Raw genomic sequence first — 16,647 nt, forward strand, 5'->3', positions numbered from 1 at the left:
TGTCGGCGGAACGGCGCCAAGACCTCCTGGCGCGGCCCAACCGCCACAACCAGATCATCATCGAGGATGGCTATGACAGCCAGTTACTGGACGAGGCGCCGCAGCAGGCGCTGAAGAGCCTCGACCGTTCCGGCCGCGTCATCTATGTCGGCTCGATGTCGAAGACGCTGGCTCCGGGCTTGCGGCTTGGCTACATCGTCGCCTCGGCCGGACTGATCGCCGAGCTCAGGGCGCTGCGCCGATTCATGCTCAGGCACCCGCCGGCCAACAACCAGCGGGCGGTGGCGCTGTTCCTGTCGCTCGGCCATCACGAGGCGCTGGTGCGGCGTCTGTCCAGCGCCTTCGACGAGCGGCGCAAGCGTCTGGTCCATGCGATTTCCGCTTTCCTGCCCGAGTGGCGCTCGACCGACTCGGCCGGCGGCACCTCGCTCTGGCTCGAGGGGCCGCGCGGCACCGACTCGCGGGGCCTCGCCGAGGCGGCCGCCTCGCGCAGCGTCATCATCGAGCCCGGCGACCGTTTCTTCGACCGCTCGGAAAAACCGTCGCGTTTCATGCGCTTGGGCATTTCCTCGATCGCGCTGCAGCACATCGAGCCCGGCATACGGGAGCTCGCGACGGCCGCCGGCCGCAGACCCGCCGCGGCCTGATCGGACCTGCCGAATTCAACAGAGAGCCGGCCCAAGCCGGCTCTTTCGCTTTGACACGACCCTCGATCGTTTTAGCATCCTGGCATATTCGACGGGACTGGCTGGCTCATAGGCTGCACCAATGCCGGCGGCATAGTCGAGCCACAAAGGGGACGAAGCAGGGCCGATGGTGGACCAACCGCCGCGTCCCGCCTCGCAGCTAAAGGTGGAGTGCTTCCATGTCAGTGGCTCTTGAGAAGCAGGATGCGCCGGCGGACCAGCGTTCGCGGCGATCCGGCGGGCGCGAAGCGCGCCGAGCGATGCGGGCGGCACCGCTTGCCGACGACATCAGACCGGTGCGGCCGGGCCTCGAAGGCGGCAGCTATGGACCGCTCAGCGAAAGCGACCGCGAGCGCATTCACGAGGCGGTGCTAACGCTGCTGGAGACGGTCGGCTTCGCCAACGCTATACCCTCCTGCATCGAGGCGCTGACGAGGGTTGGCGCGACCTATGGCGACGACGGCCGCGTCCGCCTGCCGCGGGCACTCGTCCTCGACACGATCAAGAACGCGGCCCGGCATTTCACGCTGCACGGCCAGGACCCCAAGCACGACATGGTGATCCAGGGCAAACGCGTGCACTACGGCACGGCGGGCGCGGCCGTGCATCTGGTAGACGTCGAGAAGCGCGAATACCGCGAGTCCCAATTGCAGGACATCTACGACGCCGCGCGCCTGGTCGAAGGCCTCGACAACATTCATTTCTTCCAGCGCACCATGGTGCCGCGCGACATTCCCGATCCGCTCGAGATGGATTTCAACACGCTCTACGCCTGCGTGATGGGGACCGCCAAGCATGTCGGCACCTCGTTCACGGTGCGCGAGAACGTCAAGCCGGCGCTGGAGATGCTTTATGCGATCGCCGGCGGCGAGGAAAATTTCCGCGCACGCCCCTTTGTGTCGAATTCCAACTGCTTCGTCGTGCCGCCGATGAAGTTCGCCGAGGACGCCTGCGGCGTGCTCGAGGCCTGCGTCGAAGGCGGCATCCCGATCCTGCTTCTGTCGGCCGGCCAGGCCGGCGCCACGGCACCGGCGGCGATTGCCGGGGCGGTGGTGCAGGCGGTCGCGGAAGTGCTGATGGGCCTGGTCTACGTCAACGCCATCAAGCCCGGCCATCCGGCGATCTTCGGCACCTGGCCGTTCGTCTCCGACCTTCGGACCGGCGCCATGTCCGGCGGCTCGGCCGAGCAGGCGGTGCTGACCGCCGCCTGCGCGCAGATGGCGCAATTCTACGACCTGCCGGGCGGCTCGGCGGCCGGCATGACGGATTCGAAACTGCCCGACATCCAGTCCGGCTACGAGAAGGGCATCACCAATGTGATGGCCGGCCTCTCCGGCCTCAACCTGGTCTATGAGTCGGCCGGCATGCATGCCTCGCTGCTCGGCTTCTGCCTGGAAAGCCTGATCATCGACAACGACATGCTCGGCCACTGCCTGCGCTGCGTGCGCGGCATCGAGGTGACCGACGAAGCACTGTCGATCGACACCATCGCCGATGTCTGCCTGAAGGGCCCCGGCCACTATCTCGGCAACGAGCAGACGCTGAAGCTGATGCAGACCGAATATTTCTATCCGGCCATCGGCGACCGCTTCTCGCCCAAGGAATGGAACGAGAAGGGCCGGCCCGACATTCTGCAGAGGGCGATCGCCGAGAAGAAACGCGTGCTTGCCGAGCGCTTCCCGCGCCACGTGCCGAAAACGGTCGACGACAAATTGCGCGCCCGCTTCGGCGAGATGATCAAGCTGCCGCGCGGCGGCATGGGCGGCTAGGCTGGGTCGAGCAGCCTACTCCGCGCTTAGGCCGAAGCGCTCGACCACCTCGGCGCTGATCAGCTTGGCATGCAGCGCCATCAGCACGATCTGCGCATCGAGGCTGTCGCCGGTCTCGAGCGCTTCCTCGATGCGGCGCTCCGCGTCCAGCCTGCGCTCGCGGCCGTTGGCCTGTTCGAACGTCTCGGGACCGGCAACGCAATAGCCGAACAGTTGCGCGAGCGAGGCGTAGGCCTGCGCCGGCGGCTCGTCTGGCCAGTGATCCTTCATCAGATTGACGATGGTGAGCTTGACCCCCTCCGGCACAAGGGCGGGATGGAGGTCGGCGCCGCGCAAGGCGGCATCGAGCATCCTCAGATCGCCCGAGCGGCCGAACATGCCGAGGAAGCCTAGGGAAGAGCGCCGTTTCGTCATGGATGGTCCTGTCCGTTTGCCAGCATATGGCATCTCGCGCGCCGTTTTGCACAAGAGGACGTATTGCCCAGAGGAGCCAGGCGCCTATCTGGCGGGGCAATGGCCACAATCTGATCTGGTTTCGCGGTGGCCACAGAGGACCAGAACAAATTCTGCGAGGAGCGCCATGAAGAAGACCTATCACGGCAGTTGCCATTGCGGCGCGGTGCACTTCGAGGCCGATCTCGACCTCGCCGAGGGCATCCGCAAATGCAATAGCAGCTTCTGCTGGAAACTGGGCTACCGCAAATCCTTCACCGCCTACCAGGCGCTCAGGGTGACGGAAGGCGGTGACCGGATGCGGGACTACAAGGCAAGCCCGTCCAACTGGCCGGAAGGCGATATCAACCACTATATGTGCCCGAACTGCGGCGCGAATGTCTTCTCGCGCGGCTATCTCGATTTCATGGCGGGAATTTCTGGGCTGTGAACGTCGCCTGCCTGGACGACGTCAGCGAGGAGGAACTCGCTTCCGCACCGATCATCTACGAGGACGGTAAACGCAACAGGCAGGACCAGGCGCCGGAGATCACCAGTTACCTGTAAGCGCAGCCGGACAGCAGCCCTAGGTCAGCAAAAACGGCGGCTTGATCCACGATCAAGCCGCCGTTCGCGCGAGCGAGGTTGCCGGCGCTCAGTGGTTGTCGCGGGGCACACCCCTGGTGTGCGCGACATCCTGGTACTTCACTGCCGGCTTCAGCACCATGCCGGCGTCAAACTGGTCGACGATGCCGCGCTGGATCTCCTGCCACGGCGTCTGGTGCTGGGGATAGTGGAAGCCGCCATTGCCCTGCAGTGCTGCGCGCCGCCTGGCGATCTCCTCGTCGCTGACAAGGATGTTGGCCGACCCCTTCTTCAGGTCGATGCGGACGCGGTCGCCGCTCTTGAGTAGCGCCAAGCCGCCGCCTATCGCCGCCTCCGGCGAAGCGTTGAGGATCGAGGGCGAGCCCGACGTGCCCGACTGGCGGCCGTCGCCGATGCAGGCCAGCGAATGGATGCCCTTCTTGATGAGGTAGGCCGGCGGCTGCATGTTGACCACCTCGGCGCCGCCCGGATAGCCGACCGGCCCGGCGCCGCGCATGAACAGGATGGTGTGCTCGTCGATGCCTTGCGCCGGATCGTCGATGCGGGCGTGGTAGTCTTCCGGCCCGTCGAAGACCATGGCGTTGCCTTCGAACGCCTCGGGATCGTTCGGATTGGACAGGTAGCGCTGGCGGAATTCCGGCGAGATGCCGCTGGTCTTCATGATCGCCGAATCGAACAGATTGCCCTTGAGGTTGATGAAGCCGGCATTGGCCTTCAGCGGCTTGTCGACGCTGTGGATGACTTCCAGGTTTTCGTTGGCGGCATCGCGGCAATTGTCGCCGATCGACTTGCCGTTGGCGGTGACCGCGTCGGGATGCGGCAAAAGCCCGCCCTTCAGCAGTTCGGCGACGACTGCCGGAACGCCGCCGGCGTGATGATAGTCCTCGCCGAGGTATTCGCCCGTCGGCTGCAGATTGACGATGAGCGGCACATTGAGGCCGACCTTCTGCCAGTCGTCATTGTCGAGCGGCACGCCGAGATGGCGGGCGATGGCGTTGAGGTGGATCGGCGCGTTGGTCGAGCCGCCGATGGCCGAGTTGACGACGATGGCGTTCTCGAACGCCTGGCGCGTCATGATGTCGGACGGCTTCAGGTCCTCATGCACCATGTCGACGATGCGCTTGCCGGTCTCGTAGGCGATCTGGCCGCGCTCGCGATAGGGCGCGGGAATGGCGGCCGAGCCCGGCAGCTGCATGCCGAGCGCCTCGGCCAGCGAGTTCATGGTGGTGGCGGTGCCCATGGTGTTGCAGTAGCCGGTCGACGGCGCCGAGGAGGCGACGATGTCCATGAACTCGTCATAGTTGATCTCGCCGGCCGACAGCCGCTGGCGCGACTCCCAGACGATGGTGCCGGAGCCGGTGCGCTTGCCCTTGTGCCAGCCATTCAGCATCGGGCCGACCGACAGCGCGATGGCCGGGATGTTGACGGTGGCGGCGGCCATCAGCAGCGCCGGCGTTGTCTTGTCGCAGCCGATGGTCAGCACGACGCCGTCTAGCGGATAGCCGTAGAGCACTTCGACAAGGCCGAGATAGGCAAGGTTGCGGTCGAGCGCGGCGGTCGGGCGCTTGCCGGTCTCCTGGATCGGATGGCATGGGAACTCGAAGGGGATGCCGCCCATCGAGACGATGCCCTCGCGCACGCGCTTGGCAAGCTCGAGATGATGCCGGTTGCAGGGTGACAGATCCGAGCCGGTCTGGGCGATGCCGATCAGCGGCTTGCCTGACATGAGTTCGGCGCGCGTCAGCCCGTAGTTCAGGTAGCGCTCGAGATAGAGCGCCGTCATGCCCGGATTGTCGGGATTGTCGAACCACTCCTGCGAGCGAAATTTTTTCTTCTTGGTGGGGGCGCCGGCCATCGTGGTCTCCGTATTTGTATGACAAATCGATATGACAATGCGCGGATGCAGGCAAGGGGCACGCGCCATCCGAACCCGCACTTTGGTGCGATAGACATAAGTCTGCCCCTGCGCTAGGGCTTCCGGGCAGTCTTTCCGGGAGGTTCTTGATGGCTTTGGTGATCGAAGGCGAGGAACGGATTGCCGCACCCCTGCAAAAAGTATGGGAAGCGCTGAACGACCCGGACATTCTGAGGGGCAGCATCCCTGGCTGCCAGAGCCTGGAAAAGAAATCCGACACCGAAATGGCGGCAACCGTCGTGCTGAAGATCGGGCCGATCAAGGCGACATTCAACGGCGAGGTCGTGCTCAAGAACCTCAAGCCTCCGCATTCCTACACCATCCAGGGCGAAGGCAAGGGCGGCATTGCCGGCTTCGCCAAGGGCGGCGCCGACGTGACGCTGACCGCCGACAGCGCCGACACGACGGTGCTCAAATACGCGGCCAAGGCCGATGTCGGCGGCAAGATCGCCCAGCTCGGCAGCCGCCTGATCGAATCGACGTCGAAGAAGCTCGCCGGGCAGTTCTTCTCGACGTTCGGCGAGAAGGTCGGCGGCTGACCCTCGCGCCGAGGGATCACTCGAACACGATCGAGGGCACCGCGGCTTCCGCCGCGCCGCGCTCCTCATTGACCCTGTCCCAGACCTTCGAGGCGATATCGCGGTAGATCTTCGCCTCGGCCCCGTCAGGCTTCGAGACCACCACCGGCGCGCCGGCATCCGAGCTTTCGCGAATGCCCATTTCGAGCGGCACCTCGCCGAGAAATGTGACGCCCAGCCGCTCGGCCTCGCGCCGTGCGCCGCCATGGCCGAAAATGTCGTAGCGCTTGCCGGTGTCGGGGGCGAGGAAGTAGCTCATGTTCTCGACGATGCCGAGCAGCGGCACGTCGACCTTCCTGAACATGTTGAGACCCTTGCGGGCGTCGATCAAAGCGAGGTCCTGCGGCGTCGAGACGATGACGGCGCCGGCGAGCGGCACCTGCTGCGCCATGGTGAGCTGGGCGTCGCCGGTACCGGGCGGCATGTCGACGACCAGCACGTCAAGCGGGCCCCATTCGACCTCGCGCAGCATCTGCGTCAGCGCCGACATCACCATCGGGCCGCGCCAGATCATGGGCGTCTCCTCATCGACGAGGAAGCCCATCGACATCACCTTCAGGCCGTAATTCTGCATCGGCTTCAGGATCTTGCCGTCGACGGTCTGCGGCCGGCCATGGATGTTGAGCAGCCTCGGCATGGACGGCCCATAAATATCGGCATCGAGAACGCCGACCTTCAGGCCGTTGGCGGCAAGCCCAAGCGCCAGGTTGACCGCGGTCGTCGACTTGCCGACGCCGCCCTTGCCGGAGGCCACCGCGATGATCGCCTCGATGCCGGGCACGCCGCGCTTGCCGTGGCTGTGCGATGCCGGCACCTGCGGCACGGGGCGCTGCGGCGCGGCAGCCGGCGCCGGCCTCGGCGCGGGGCGCGGCGGCACCGGCGCTTCCATGCCGCCGCCCTTCCTCTCCGCCGTCAGCGCCACGACGGCGCCGGCGACGCCCGGAATGCCCTTGACCACGCGCTCGGCGGCGGCGCGCAGCGGCTCCATCTCCTGGGCGCGGGCGGCGGGCACGGTGATCGAGAAGAACACCTTCGAATCGGCAATAAAAATCTCCGAGACCAGGCCGAGGTCGACGATGTTGCCGGTGAAATCCGGCCCGTTGACCGTTTTCAGGCGCTCGATGACGGTTTCCTTGGTGACGGCCATGGTGTTTCCTCGGGGTTTTGGCGATGCAGATAGTGCAGTTTCCGGCAAGAACCAAGCCGTGGAGCAAAGGCTTGCGCGCGTGCCACGGAAAACGACCGATGGAGTCGGGTTTGCCCGACGCTGTTTTTGACCGATCCTCACTGCTTGCCCATGGCCGATCGATCAACGGGCCCTATCTCGGATGCCATGAGCGGCGACACAACAAATCCGGGAAGGAGACTGTCATGCTCGCAAACAGCAATGCCGCGGCCAATCTGGCGGTGAAAGATTTGACGAGAGCCAAGACCTTCTATGAGGGAACGCTTGGTCTCAAGCAGGTGGACGACATGGCTGGCGAACTGGTCGTCTACAAAAGCGGCGACACGGTCATCAACGTCTATCATTCGGAATTCGCCGGAACCAACAAGGCAACGGCTGTGACCTGGAGCGTCGGCGATGAGATCGATCCTGTCGTCAAGTCGCTGAAATCGAAGGGCGTCGCCTTCGAGCACTATGAGATGCCCGGCCTGTCGCTGGAGGGCGACATCCATGTCGGCGACGGCATGAAGGTCGCCTGGTTCAAGGATCCGGACGGCAACATCTTGTGCCTCGCGGGCGAGTAAGGGTCCGAGGCGCAGTTCGTGGTGCCGCGGCAGCGTCGTCTGGCGCAACCGCTTTGCTACGGATAGCCTGCGCCGATGATCGACAAGCTGGAATTCTTCATCGCGCTCGCCAGGGAGGAGCATTTCGGCCGGGCGGCGGAAGTGTGCGGCGTCACCCAGCCGACGCTCTCGGCGGGGATCAAGCAGCTTGAGGAGCAGCTCGGCGTCATGCTGGTGCTGCGCGGCTCGCGCTTCCAGGGCCTGACCCCGGAAGGCAAGCAGGTGCTGGTTTGGGCGCGCCGCATCGTCGGCGACAGCCGCACCATGCGCGAGGAGATGCGGGCGGCCCGCCACGGCCTGTCCGGCCGCATCCGCATAGCGGCGGTTCCGACGGCGCTGGCCATGGTGGCGCGGCTGACGACGCCATTTCGCGAAAAGCATCCCGGCGTCACCTTCTCGATCTTGTCGCGCACCTCGATCGAGGTGCTGACGCTGCTCGGCAATTTCGACGTCGATGCCGGCATCACCTATCTCGACAACGAGCCGCTCGGACGCGTGGTGAGCGTGCCGCTCTATGACGAGCGCTATCAGCTGATCACCGCGGTCGGAAATCCCTTTTCCGACCGCGACAAAGTGACGTGGGCGGAGATCAGCCAGTTGCCGCTTTGCCTGCTGACGCCCGACATGCAGAACCGCCGCATCATCGACCAGCATCTGGCCGAGGCCGGGGTGCAGGTGCGGCCGACGCTGGAATCGAATTCGATGATCGTGCTGTTTTCGCACATCCGGACCGGCAAATGGTCGTCGATCATGCCGCTCAACCTCGCGGAAACATTCGGCTTTTCCGAGCCGATCCGGGCCATTCCGATCGTCGAGCCGGACGCCAGCCACACGGTCGGTCTGGTGGCGGCACCTGGCGAGCCGCACACGCCTTTGGTGCAGGCGCTGCTGGACGAGGCGATGACGCTGGCGGACGATTTCCGCGCCCATCGCTAGGATAGACAGTGCAGGTCGAGCGCGCTTGATAGAAATTTTCTATCAAGCAACGGGACAGCTTTATTGATTTCGGAGGTTTCCTCTGATTTCGTAAGGACTTAGCGATATTGCGCCGAGTGCGTGTCGTTGTCCCAAAACCGCTCTATATCTTGGGCGACACACATCGGGTCGCCACGACCAGGGAGGGCGCTGCATGCCAATGCAGCCTGCAAGTACCGAGATCGCGTCGCGCACCGCGGCGATCATCGAGGAATTGAAGGACCTCGAAGGTCCGCTGCTGCCGATCCTGCACGAGATCCAGGAAGAATTCGGCCATGTGCCGCAGGCAGCGCTGCCGGTCATCGCCGACGGGCTGAACCTGTCCAGGGCCGAAGTGCACGGCGTCGTCACCTTCTACCATGATTTCCGCGCCCGCCCTGCCGGCCGGCATGTGCTCAAGCTCTGTCAGGCGGAAGCCTGCCAGTCGATGGGGTCGGATGCGGTCGCCGCCAAGGTCAAGCAGTTGCTCGGCATCGGTTTCCACGAGACCACCCGCGACGGATCGGTTACACTGGAGCCGGTCTATTGCCTCGGGCTTTGCGCCTGTTCGCCGTCGGCGATGCTGGACGGCGAGGTGATCGGGCGGCTCGATGACGAGAAGATCGAAGAGATCGTCGCGGAGGTGCGCTCATGATCCCCCGCATCTACGTTCCCGCCGATTCCGGCGCGCTGGCGCTCGGCGCCGAGAAGGTCGCCAAGGCGATCGAGAAGGAATTGGCCGAACGCGGCGTAGAGGCCAAGATCGTGCGCAACGGTTCGCGCGGCGCCTATTTCCTGGAACCTATGGTCGAGGTTGCGACCGCCGAGGGTCGCGTCGCCTACGGGCCAGTCAAGCCTTCCGACGTCAAGAGCCTGTTCGACAGCGGCTTCCTCAAGGGCGCGCCCCACAAGCGCTGGTTGGGCGCGCCGGACAAGATCCCGTTCCTGGCCAAGCAGACGCGGCTGACTTTCGCGCGCTGCGGCGTCATCGACCCGCTGTCGCTCGACAATTACAAGGCGCATGGCGGGCTGAAGGGCCTGCAGAACGCGGTCGCCATGGCGCCGGCCGACATCGTCAAGCAGGTCACCGAATCCGGCCTGCGCGGCCGCGGCGGCGCCGGTTTCCCGACCGGCATCAAGTGGAAGACGGTGCTGGATACGGCATCCGAGCGCAAATACATCGTCTGCAATGCCGACGAGGGCGACAGCGCCACCTTCGCCGACCGCATGATCATGGAGGGCGATCCCTTCGTGCTGATCGAGGGCATGGCGATCGCCGGCATCGCCACCGGCGCGACCAAGGGCTTTGTCTACATCCGCTCGGAATATCCGCATGCGGTGGCGACGATGAACAAGGCTGTCGAGATTGCCCGCAAGCACGGCGTGCTCGGCGTCAATGTGCTGGGCTCGCCCAACGCCTTCGACATGGAAATCCGCGTCGGCGCCGGCGCCTATGTCTGCGGCGAGGAGACCTCGCTTCTGAACAGCCTCGAAGGCAAGCGCGGCGTGGTGCGCGCCAAGCCGCCGCTGCCGGCCATCCAGGGCCTGGTCGGCAAGCCGACAGTGATCAACAACGTGATCAGCCTAGCCTCGGTGCCGATCATCATGGACAAGGGTGCCGCCTTCTACAAGGATTTCGGCATGGGCCGCTCGCGCGGCACGATCCCGATCCAGATTGCCGGCAACGTCAAGCATGGCGGCCTGTTCGAGACGGCCTTCGGCCTGACGCTGGGCGAGATCGTCGACGAGATCGGCGGCGGCACGGCTTCCGGGCGTCCGGTGAAGGCGGTGCAGGTCGGCGGTCCGCTTGGCGCCTATTTCCCGCGCGCGCTGTTCGACACGCCGTTCGACTATGAGGCCTTCGCCGCCAAGGACGGGCTGATCGGCCATGCCGGCCTCACCGTGTTCGACGACACCGCCGACATGCTGAAGCAGGCGCGATTCGCCATGGAGTTCTGCGCCATCGAGAGCTGCGGCAAGTGTACGCCGTGCCGCATCGGATCGACGCGCGGAGTGGAGGTTCTCGACAAGGTCGCCTCCGGCATCGAGGCGGAGAAGAACCTCGCACTGGTCACCGACCTCTGCAACTCGATGAAGTTCGGATCGCTGTGCGCGCTGGGCGGCTTCACGCCCTACCCGGTGATGAGCTCGATCACGCATTTCCCCGAGGATTTCAAGCCGGCGCCTACGCGCGTGGCGGCTGAATAGGAGCTGGCAGATGAACATCAAGGCCGACTTCCCATCGCTCATCGAAGAGATCGACTACGGGACCCCGGAATCGAAGGCTGAGAAGCGGATCACGCTGACCGTCGACGGCCGCAGCATCAGCGTGCCGGAAGGCACCTCGATCATGCGCGCGGCGATGGAGGGCGGGGTCGAGATCCCTAAGCTCTGCGCCACCGACATGCTGGATTCGTTCGGCTCCTGCCGCGTCTGCCTGGTCGAGATCGAAGGGCGCGGCGGCACGCCGGCCTCCTGCACGACGCCGGTCGGTGAAGGCATGGTGGTGCGCACGCAGTCGGAGCGGCTCGACGCCATCCGCCGCGGCGTCATGGAGCTCTACGTCTCCGACCATCCCACCGGCTGGAACGAGCAGGCCGGCACCGGCGCCAGCGAGTTCGACGTGGTGGCGAAGTCGGTCGGCCTCTCCGAGAACCGCTACGGCGTCGAAGGCCGCAACCACGTCAAGGAAGAAGGCGGCATCGCGCCCGGCCACGGCTCGCTGGCCGTAGACTATATCGCCCGCGACGAATCCAACCCGTATTTCACCTACGATCCGGCGCAGTGCATCGTCTGCTCGCGCTGCGTGCGCGCCTGCGAGGAAGTGCAGGGCACCTTCGCGCTGACCATCGAGGGCCGCGGTTTCGAATCGCGCATGGTCGCCGGCATGAGCGAGGATTTCATCACCTCCGAATGCGTGTCCTGCGGCGCCTGCGTGCAGGCCTGCCCGACCGATGCGCTGCGCGAGAAGACCGTGCTCGAGAAGGGCATGCCGGAGCGCTCGGCCGTCACCACTTGCGCCTATTGCGGCGTCGGCTGCTCGTTCAAGGCCGAGGTGAAGGGCGACGAGGTGATCCGCATGCTGCCCTACAAGGATGGCAAGGCGAACCACGGACACTCCTGCGTGAAGGGCCGTTTCGCCTATGGCTACGCCACCCACAAGGACCGCATCCTGTCGCCGATGATCCGCGAAAAGATCTCGGATCCCTGGCGCGAGGTGAGCTGGGAAGAGGCGATCGCCCATACGGCCAAGGAATTCCGCCGTATCCAGTACCAGTACGGACGAACCGCGATCGGCGGCATCACTTCCTCGCGCTGCACCAACGAAGAGACCTACCTCGTCCAAAAACTGGTGCGCCAGGGCTTCCGCAACAACAATGTCGACACCTGCGCCCGCGTCTGCCATTCGCCGACCGGCTACGGGCTCGGCCAGACCTACGGCACCTCGGCCGGCACGCAGGATTTCGACTCGGTCGAATTCACCGACGTCGCCGTCATCATCGGGGCCAATCCGGTTTCCGCCCATCCGGTGTTCGCCTCGCGGCTGAAGAAGCGGCTGCGCCAGGGCGCCAAGCTGATCGTGCTCGATCCGCGCCGCACCGAGATGGTCAAGTCGGCGCATATCGAAGCGGACTATCACCTGCCGCTGAAGCCCGGCACCAACGTTGCCGTGCTGACGGCGCTGGCGCATGTGATCGTCACCGAGGGCCTGTTCGACGAAGCCTTCATCCGCGAGCGCTGCGACTGGGCGGAGTTCCAGGACTGGGCGTCCTTCGTCGCCCTGCCCGAAAACAGCCCCGAGACTGTCGGCAAACTGTCCGGCGTCGACCCTGAGCTGATCCGGGGTGCTGCGCGCCTCTATGCCAAGGGCGGCAACGGCGCGATCTACTACGGCCTCGGCGTCACCGAACACAGCCAGGGATCGACCACAGTGATGGCGATCGCCAACCTCGCCATGGCCACCGGCAATATCGGCCGGCCGGGCGTCGGCGTGAACCCGCTGCGCGGCCAGAACAACGTGCAGGGCTCCTGCGACATGGGTTCTTTCCCGCACGAGCTGCCCGGCTATCGCCACATCTCCGGCGAAGCGGTGCGCGACATCTACGAGAGCCTGTGGGGCGTGAAGCTGGACGACGAGCCGGGTCTGCGCATCCCCAACATGCTGGACGCCGCCGTCGACGGCTCCTTCAAGGGCATCTACATCCAGGGCGAGGACATCCTGCAGTCCGATCCCGACACCAAGCATGTCGCAGCCGGGCTCGCCGCGATGGAATGCGTCGTCGTGCACGATCTCTTCCTCAACGAGACGGCGAACTACGCGCATGTCTTCCTGCCGGGCTCGACCTTCCTCGAGAAGGACGGCACCTTCACCAACGCCGAGCGCCGCATCAACATGGTGCGCAAGGTTCTGGAGCCGAAGGCGCGCTATGCCGACTGGGAAGCGACGCAGGAGCTCGCCCGCGCGATCGGGCTCGACTGGAACTACCAGCATCCTTCCGAGATCATGGACGAGATCGCCAAGACGACGCCGAGCTTCGCCAACGTCTCCTTTGAGTTGCTCGACCGTGTCGGCTCGGTGCAGTGGCCCTGCAACGACAAGGCGCCGCTCGGCACGCCGATCATGCATGTCGACGGCTTCGTGCGCGGCAAGGGCAAGTTCATCCGCACCGAATATGTGGCGACGGACGAACGGACCGGGCCGCGCTACCCGCTGCTGCTCACCACCGGCCGGATTCTCTCGCAGTACAATGTCGGCGCGCAGACCAGGCGCACCGACAACGTGATGTGGCATGCCGAGGACCGGCTGGAGATCCATCCGCACGACGCAGAGAACCGCGGCATTCGCGAAGGCGACTGGGTGCGGCTGACGAGCCGTTCCGGCGAAACCACGCTGCGCGCGCTGATCACCGACCGCGTCTCGCCGGGCGTCGTCTACACGACCTTCCACCATCCGGACACCCAGGCCAACGTGATCACGACCGACTTCTCGGACTGGGCGACCAACTGTCCGGAATACAAGGTCACCGCCGTGCAGGTGGCGCCGTCCAATGGGCCGACTGACTGGCAGAAGGACTATAACGAGCAGGCCCGCCAGAGCCGGCGCGTCCTTCCGCTGGAAGCGGCGGAGTAGTCTTCGCCGGAGCTTTTATCGGCCCCGTCATTCCAGCCCTCTCCATTAAGAAGAGGATTTCGATCACTACTACGGGAGGAGTTTTTTGGTGACCAGCAAAGAAGCTCACAACAAACTCCTCGAACTGTGCAGCCGGCAAAGCAACGAACTCAACGACTACCTTATTGAAATTCAAAGCCAAGTAACAAGTGCCGAATTTTCGAGCCTCCGCCTTATGGTTGGATTAATATTAGGCAATGGCTTTATGCCGGCGTTTGAAGAAATTGGGCAGAAGTTCCCGGAGTTGAAGTCTGGTTGGATGAGATAGTGACAAGCCGACCCGCTATAACCCAAATCTCTCGTCTCGCGCGTCGCGCCGGCGGCACTGCGGCTGCGAACCGGATGGTGCCGGAGGAGACACCGGTGGCATTCTCCTATGCCGGCACCACGCATGCGGTGATGATGGCGAGCCCCGCCGATTTCGAGGATTTCGCGCTCGGCTTCTCGCTGACCGAGGGCATCGTTGCCGACCCGGCAGAGATCGAGGCGATCGAGGTCGAGGATCTCGGCGCCGGCATCGACATCCAGATCCGGCTGAAGGACAAGGCCAACACGCGCTTCCAGGCGCGGCGTCGCAGGCTTGCCGGACCGGTCGGCTGCGGCTTGTGCGGCATCGAATCGATCGAGGAAGCGATGCGCTCGGTCGACGCGGTCGGTTCGTCGAAGCTTACGCTTGAGGCCGAGGACATCACCCGCTCGGTCAAGCGCCTGTCGAAGGTGCAGCCGTTGCATACCGAGACCGGCGCGGTGCACGCCGCCGGCTTCTACGTGCCGGGCAAGGGCATCGTCATGGCGCGCGAGGATGTCGGCCGTCACAACGCACTGGACAAGCTGGCCGGCGCGCTGGCCAGGGCCGGCATCGACGGTTCGACGGGCGCCGTCGTCGTGACCTCGCGGGTCTCGGTGGAGATGGTGCAGAAGACGGCGGCAATCGGTGCGGCCATCATCATCGCCGTTTCGGCGCCGACGGCACTTGCCATCCGCACGGCCGAGGCCGCCGGCATGACGTTGGTGGCGCTGGTGCGCGGCGAAGATTTCGATATTTTCACCCACCCAGACCGGGTGGTTTCCGGAGTTGCCAAGCATGTCGCATGACGAAGATCACATCACCAGCACCAGGGAAAAGCTGGTGCGCATGGCCAACCAGATCGCAACCTTCTTCGATTCCAAGCCGCGCGAGGAAGGCATCACCGGCGTCGCCGAGCACATCAACAAGTTCTGGGAACCGAGGATGCGGCGGCAGCTGTTCGAGATGCTCGACAACGGCACCGAGACGTTCAACGAGCTAGTGGTGGCCGCCTCGGCAAAGATCAAGCGGCCCAAGACGTCCGAACAGGCCGACACGAGCATCGGTTACACCGGGCCTGCGCAAGGCGAGAACGGTGCCTTGCACAAGTAACGCGGCCGTCGCTCCCGTTCACCATAGGCCTTATATTTTAGCTCTCTAAAGTTTGTCTGCCGCGGACGGCATAGCTCTGCTATGGTCGACGACAAGAAATCGTCTGGCCGGCGGGGTGTTGCGTGAGGCCGATCGAGACCCGGTACGCCCGTAGCGGCGATGTGCGGATCGCCTATCAGGTGGTCGGCCAGGGCTCGTTCGATCTCGTCTTCGTGCCGGGCTTCATCTCCAACCTCGACCTGCAGTGGGAGGATGAGGGCTACAGCCGTCTGCTGAAAAGACTTTCGGCCTTCTCGCGGCTGATCCTGTTCGACAAGCGCGGCACCGGCCTCTCCGACCGCGTCGACAGCCGCCACCTGCCCAGCCTGGAAACCCGCATGGACGACGTGCGCGCGGTGATGGATGCCGCCGGCAGCGGCCGCGCGGCGATCCTCGGCGCCTCGGAAGGAGCGCCGATGGCGATGCTGTTCGCGGCCACCTATCCTGAGCGGACACGGTCGCTGGTGCTTTATGGCGGCTATGCGAATTTCTACAGATGGGTGATGCCGCCAGAGCGTCTCGAGGCCTTCATCGCGACGACGGAAACGGCGTGGGGGACCGGCGCCACGCTGCCCAATTTCGCGCCGGGCCGGGTCGACGACCCGCATTTTTCGCAATGGTGGGCGCGGTTCGAGCGGCTGTCGGCGAGCCCGACGGCGGCCGCAGCGCTGGCGCGCATGAATGCCGGCGTCGACGTGCGCGGCATCCTCAGCACGATCAGCGCGCCGACGCTCCTGATCCATCGCCGCAACGATGTGCGGGTCGACCCCGAGGCGAGTCGCTTCCTTGCCCGCAAGATCCCCGGCGCCCGGCTGGTTGAGATCGCCGGGCGCGACCATCCGGTGTGGACCGGCGACGTCGACCGCGTGGCCGACCTGATCGAGGAGTTCCTGACCGGGGAACCGGCGGTGGCCGACACCGAGCGCGTGCTCGCCGCACTGCTGGTGACGCGCATCTACGACACAGCCAAGCTCGGCGACCGCATGTGGAGCGAGCGCAGCCAGCGCTTCCAGGAAACCTGGCGGCTGCTGGTCGGCCGCCATGGCGGGCGCACCGCCGGCACGCATGGCGAGTTGATGGTCTCGCGCTTCGACGGGCCGGCGCGCGCCGTGCGCTGCGCGGCGGCGCTGCGCGAGGCGGCGCAGCAGATCGGCGTGGCGAGCGCGCAAGGGGCGCATGTCGGCGAGATCGAGCTGCGCGGCCAGCCGGTCGGGCTGACGGCGCGCGTGACCATGCAGCTCGCCAGCCATGCCGGGCGCGGCGACATCCTTGCCTCGCGGCTGGTTGCCGATCTCACCGTGGGCTCGGGCC

At 65.2% G+C, this 16,647-nt stretch carries 16 protein-coding genes; 13 read left to right on the forward strand and 3 right to left on the reverse strand.

Features of this window, described 5'->3' with window-relative positions; translation table 11 throughout:
* Together EN745_RS13320 and EN745_RS13325 are read left to right on the forward strand one after the other, a co-directional pair.
* Positions 1 to 647, forward strand: a 647-nt coding sequence (locus EN745_RS13320; protein ID WP_145992020.1) for a PLP-dependent aminotransferase family protein, incomplete at its 5' end; no start/stop codon positions are given.
* Between the two features lie 218 nt (positions 648 to 865).
* Positions 866 to 2,455, forward strand: coding sequence for a trimethylamine methyltransferase family protein (locus EN745_RS13325; RefSeq protein ID WP_127421458.1), 1,590 nt, complete (start codon positions 866 to 868; stop codon positions 2,453 to 2,455).
* Between the two features lie 15 nt (positions 2,456 to 2,470).
* Here EN745_RS13325 and EN745_RS13330 read toward each other — a convergent pair whose 3' ends face one another.
* Positions 2,471 to 2,869, reverse strand: coding sequence for a hypothetical protein (locus EN745_RS13330; RefSeq protein ID WP_127406006.1), 399 nt, complete (start codon positions 2,867 to 2,869; stop codon positions 2,471 to 2,473).
* Positions 2,870 to 3,035: 166 nt separating this feature from the next.
* Here EN745_RS13330 and EN745_RS13335 point away from each other — a divergent pair, with 166 nt between their 5' ends.
* Positions 3,036 to 3,338, forward strand: a complete 303-nt coding sequence (locus EN745_RS13335) for a hypothetical protein (RefSeq protein WP_348630963.1) — start codon at positions 3,036 to 3,038, stop codon at positions 3,336 to 3,338.
* A 204-nt stretch (positions 3,339 to 3,542) separates the two neighbouring features.
* Here EN745_RS13335 and EN745_RS13340 read toward each other — a convergent pair whose 3' ends face one another.
* Complete coding sequence (locus EN745_RS13340) at positions 3,543 to 5,348, reverse strand: IlvD/Edd family dehydratase (RefSeq protein ID WP_127406008.1); 1,806 nt, start codon at positions 5,346 to 5,348, stop codon at positions 3,543 to 3,545.
* A gap of 149 nt (positions 5,349 to 5,497) precedes the next feature.
* Between EN745_RS13340 and EN745_RS13345 the strand changes: the two genes are divergently transcribed.
* Positions 5,498 to 5,947: a carbon monoxide dehydrogenase subunit G gene (locus EN745_RS13345; protein ID WP_126056752.1), complete on the forward strand. Its 450-nt coding sequence runs from the start codon at positions 5,498 to 5,500 to the stop codon at positions 5,945 to 5,947.
* A gap of 16 nt (positions 5,948 to 5,963) precedes the next feature.
* Here EN745_RS13345 and EN745_RS13350 read toward each other — a convergent pair whose 3' ends face one another.
* Entirely contained in the window at positions 5,964 to 7,133 is a 1,170-nt protein-coding gene (locus tag EN745_RS13350) for an Mrp/NBP35 family ATP-binding protein (RefSeq protein WP_127421459.1), read from the reverse strand.
* Between the two features lie 224 nt (positions 7,134 to 7,357).
* Here EN745_RS13350 and EN745_RS13355 point away from each other — a divergent pair, with 224 nt between their 5' ends.
* From EN745_RS13355 to EN745_RS13395, 9 genes are all read left to right on the forward strand, one after another.
* Complete coding sequence (locus EN745_RS13355) at positions 7,358 to 7,735, forward strand: VOC family protein (RefSeq protein WP_126056754.1); 378 nt, start codon at positions 7,358 to 7,360, stop codon at positions 7,733 to 7,735.
* Between the two features lie 75 nt (positions 7,736 to 7,810).
* Entirely contained in the window at positions 7,811 to 8,710 is a 900-nt protein-coding gene (locus tag EN745_RS13360; protein WP_127406674.1) for a LysR family transcriptional regulator, read from the forward strand.
* Between the two features lie 193 nt (positions 8,711 to 8,903).
* Positions 8,904 to 9,383, forward strand: a complete 480-nt coding sequence (locus EN745_RS13365) for a formate dehydrogenase subunit gamma (protein WP_127406675.1) — start codon at positions 8,904 to 8,906, stop codon at positions 9,381 to 9,383.
* A complete protein-coding gene (locus tag EN745_RS13370; protein WP_127421460.1) occupies positions 9,380 to 10,936 on the forward strand; it encodes an NADH-quinone oxidoreductase subunit NuoF in 1,557 nt (518 codons plus the stop codon). Before EN745_RS13365 ends, EN745_RS13370 begins: the two co-directional genes overlap by 4 nt.
* 10 nt (positions 10,937 to 10,946) lie before the next feature.
* Positions 10,947 to 13,859 carry a formate dehydrogenase subunit alpha gene (fdhF, locus tag EN745_RS13375; protein ID WP_127421461.1) on the forward strand — a complete coding sequence of 971 codons (2,913 nt, stop codon included), beginning with the start codon at positions 10,947 to 10,949 and terminating at the stop codon, positions 13,857 to 13,859.
* Positions 13,860 to 13,947: 88 nt separating this feature from the next.
* The gene (locus EN745_RS13380) at positions 13,948 to 14,166 is read left to right on the forward strand and encodes a hypothetical protein (protein WP_126056759.1); all 219 of its coding nucleotides are present in this window, start codon (positions 13,948 to 13,950) and stop codon (positions 14,164 to 14,166) included.
* Complete coding sequence (gene fdhD / locus EN745_RS13385; protein ID WP_189347747.1) at positions 14,166 to 14,993, forward strand: formate dehydrogenase accessory sulfurtransferase FdhD; 828 nt, start codon at positions 14,166 to 14,168, stop codon at positions 14,991 to 14,993. Before EN745_RS13380 ends, fdhD begins: the two co-directional genes overlap by 1 nt.
* Positions 14,983 to 15,297, forward strand: a complete 315-nt coding sequence (locus EN745_RS13390; RefSeq protein ID WP_126056760.1) for a formate dehydrogenase subunit delta — start codon at positions 14,983 to 14,985, stop codon at positions 15,295 to 15,297. Before fdhD ends, EN745_RS13390 begins: the two co-directional genes overlap by 11 nt.
* Positions 15,298 to 15,419: 122 nt before the next feature.
* Positions 15,420 to 16,647 (forward strand): alpha/beta fold hydrolase (locus EN745_RS13395; protein WP_127421462.1); only part of this gene is annotated, 1,228 nt, incomplete at its 3' end.

Source organism: Mesorhizobium sp. M4A.F.Ca.ET.022.05.2.1, from assembly GCF_003998845.1.
Classification (GTDB): domain Bacteria; phylum Pseudomonadota; class Alphaproteobacteria; order Rhizobiales; family Rhizobiaceae; genus Mesorhizobium.

What these genes read in the sequence shown, in the direction of transcription:
- EN745_RS13325 (WP_127421458.1), top strand. Translation starts at nt 866, where the DNA reads ATGTCAGTGGCTCTTGAGAAGCAGGATGCGCCGGCGGACCAGCGTTCG.
- EN745_RS13330 (WP_127406006.1), bottom strand. Translation starts at nt 2,869, where the DNA reads ATGACGAAACGGCGCTCTTCCCTAGGCTTCCTCGGCATGTTCGGCCGC.
- EN745_RS13365 (WP_127406675.1), top strand. Translation starts at nt 8,904, where the DNA reads ATGCCAATGCAGCCTGCAAGTACCGAGATCGCGTCGCGCACCGCGGCG.
- EN745_RS13345 (WP_126056752.1), top strand. Translation starts at nt 5,498, where the DNA reads ATGGCTTTGGTGATCGAAGGCGAGGAACGGATTGCCGCACCCCTGCAA.
- EN745_RS13340 (WP_127406008.1), bottom strand. Translation starts at nt 5,348, where the DNA reads ATGGCCGGCGCCCCCACCAAGAAGAAAAAATTTCGCTCGCAGGAGTGG.
- EN745_RS13370 (WP_127421460.1), top strand. Translation starts at nt 9,380, where the DNA reads ATGATCCCCCGCATCTACGTTCCCGCCGATTCCGGCGCGCTGGCGCTC.
- EN745_RS13335 (WP_348630963.1), top strand. Translation starts at nt 3,036, where the DNA reads ATGAAGAAGACCTATCACGGCAGTTGCCATTGCGGCGCGGTGCACTTC.
- EN745_RS13360 (WP_127406674.1), top strand. Translation starts at nt 7,811, where the DNA reads ATGATCGACAAGCTGGAATTCTTCATCGCGCTCGCCAGGGAGGAGCAT.
- EN745_RS13355 (WP_126056754.1), top strand. Translation starts at nt 7,358, where the DNA reads ATGCTCGCAAACAGCAATGCCGCGGCCAATCTGGCGGTGAAAGATTTG.
- EN745_RS13390 (WP_126056760.1), top strand. Translation starts at nt 14,983, where the DNA reads ATGTCGCATGACGAAGATCACATCACCAGCACCAGGGAAAAGCTGGTG.
- EN745_RS13350 (WP_127421459.1), bottom strand. Translation starts at nt 7,133, where the DNA reads ATGGCCGTCACCAAGGAAACCGTCATCGAGCGCCTGAAAACGGTCAAC.
- fdhF (WP_127421461.1), top strand. Translation starts at nt 10,947, where the DNA reads ATGAACATCAAGGCCGACTTCCCATCGCTCATCGAAGAGATCGACTAC.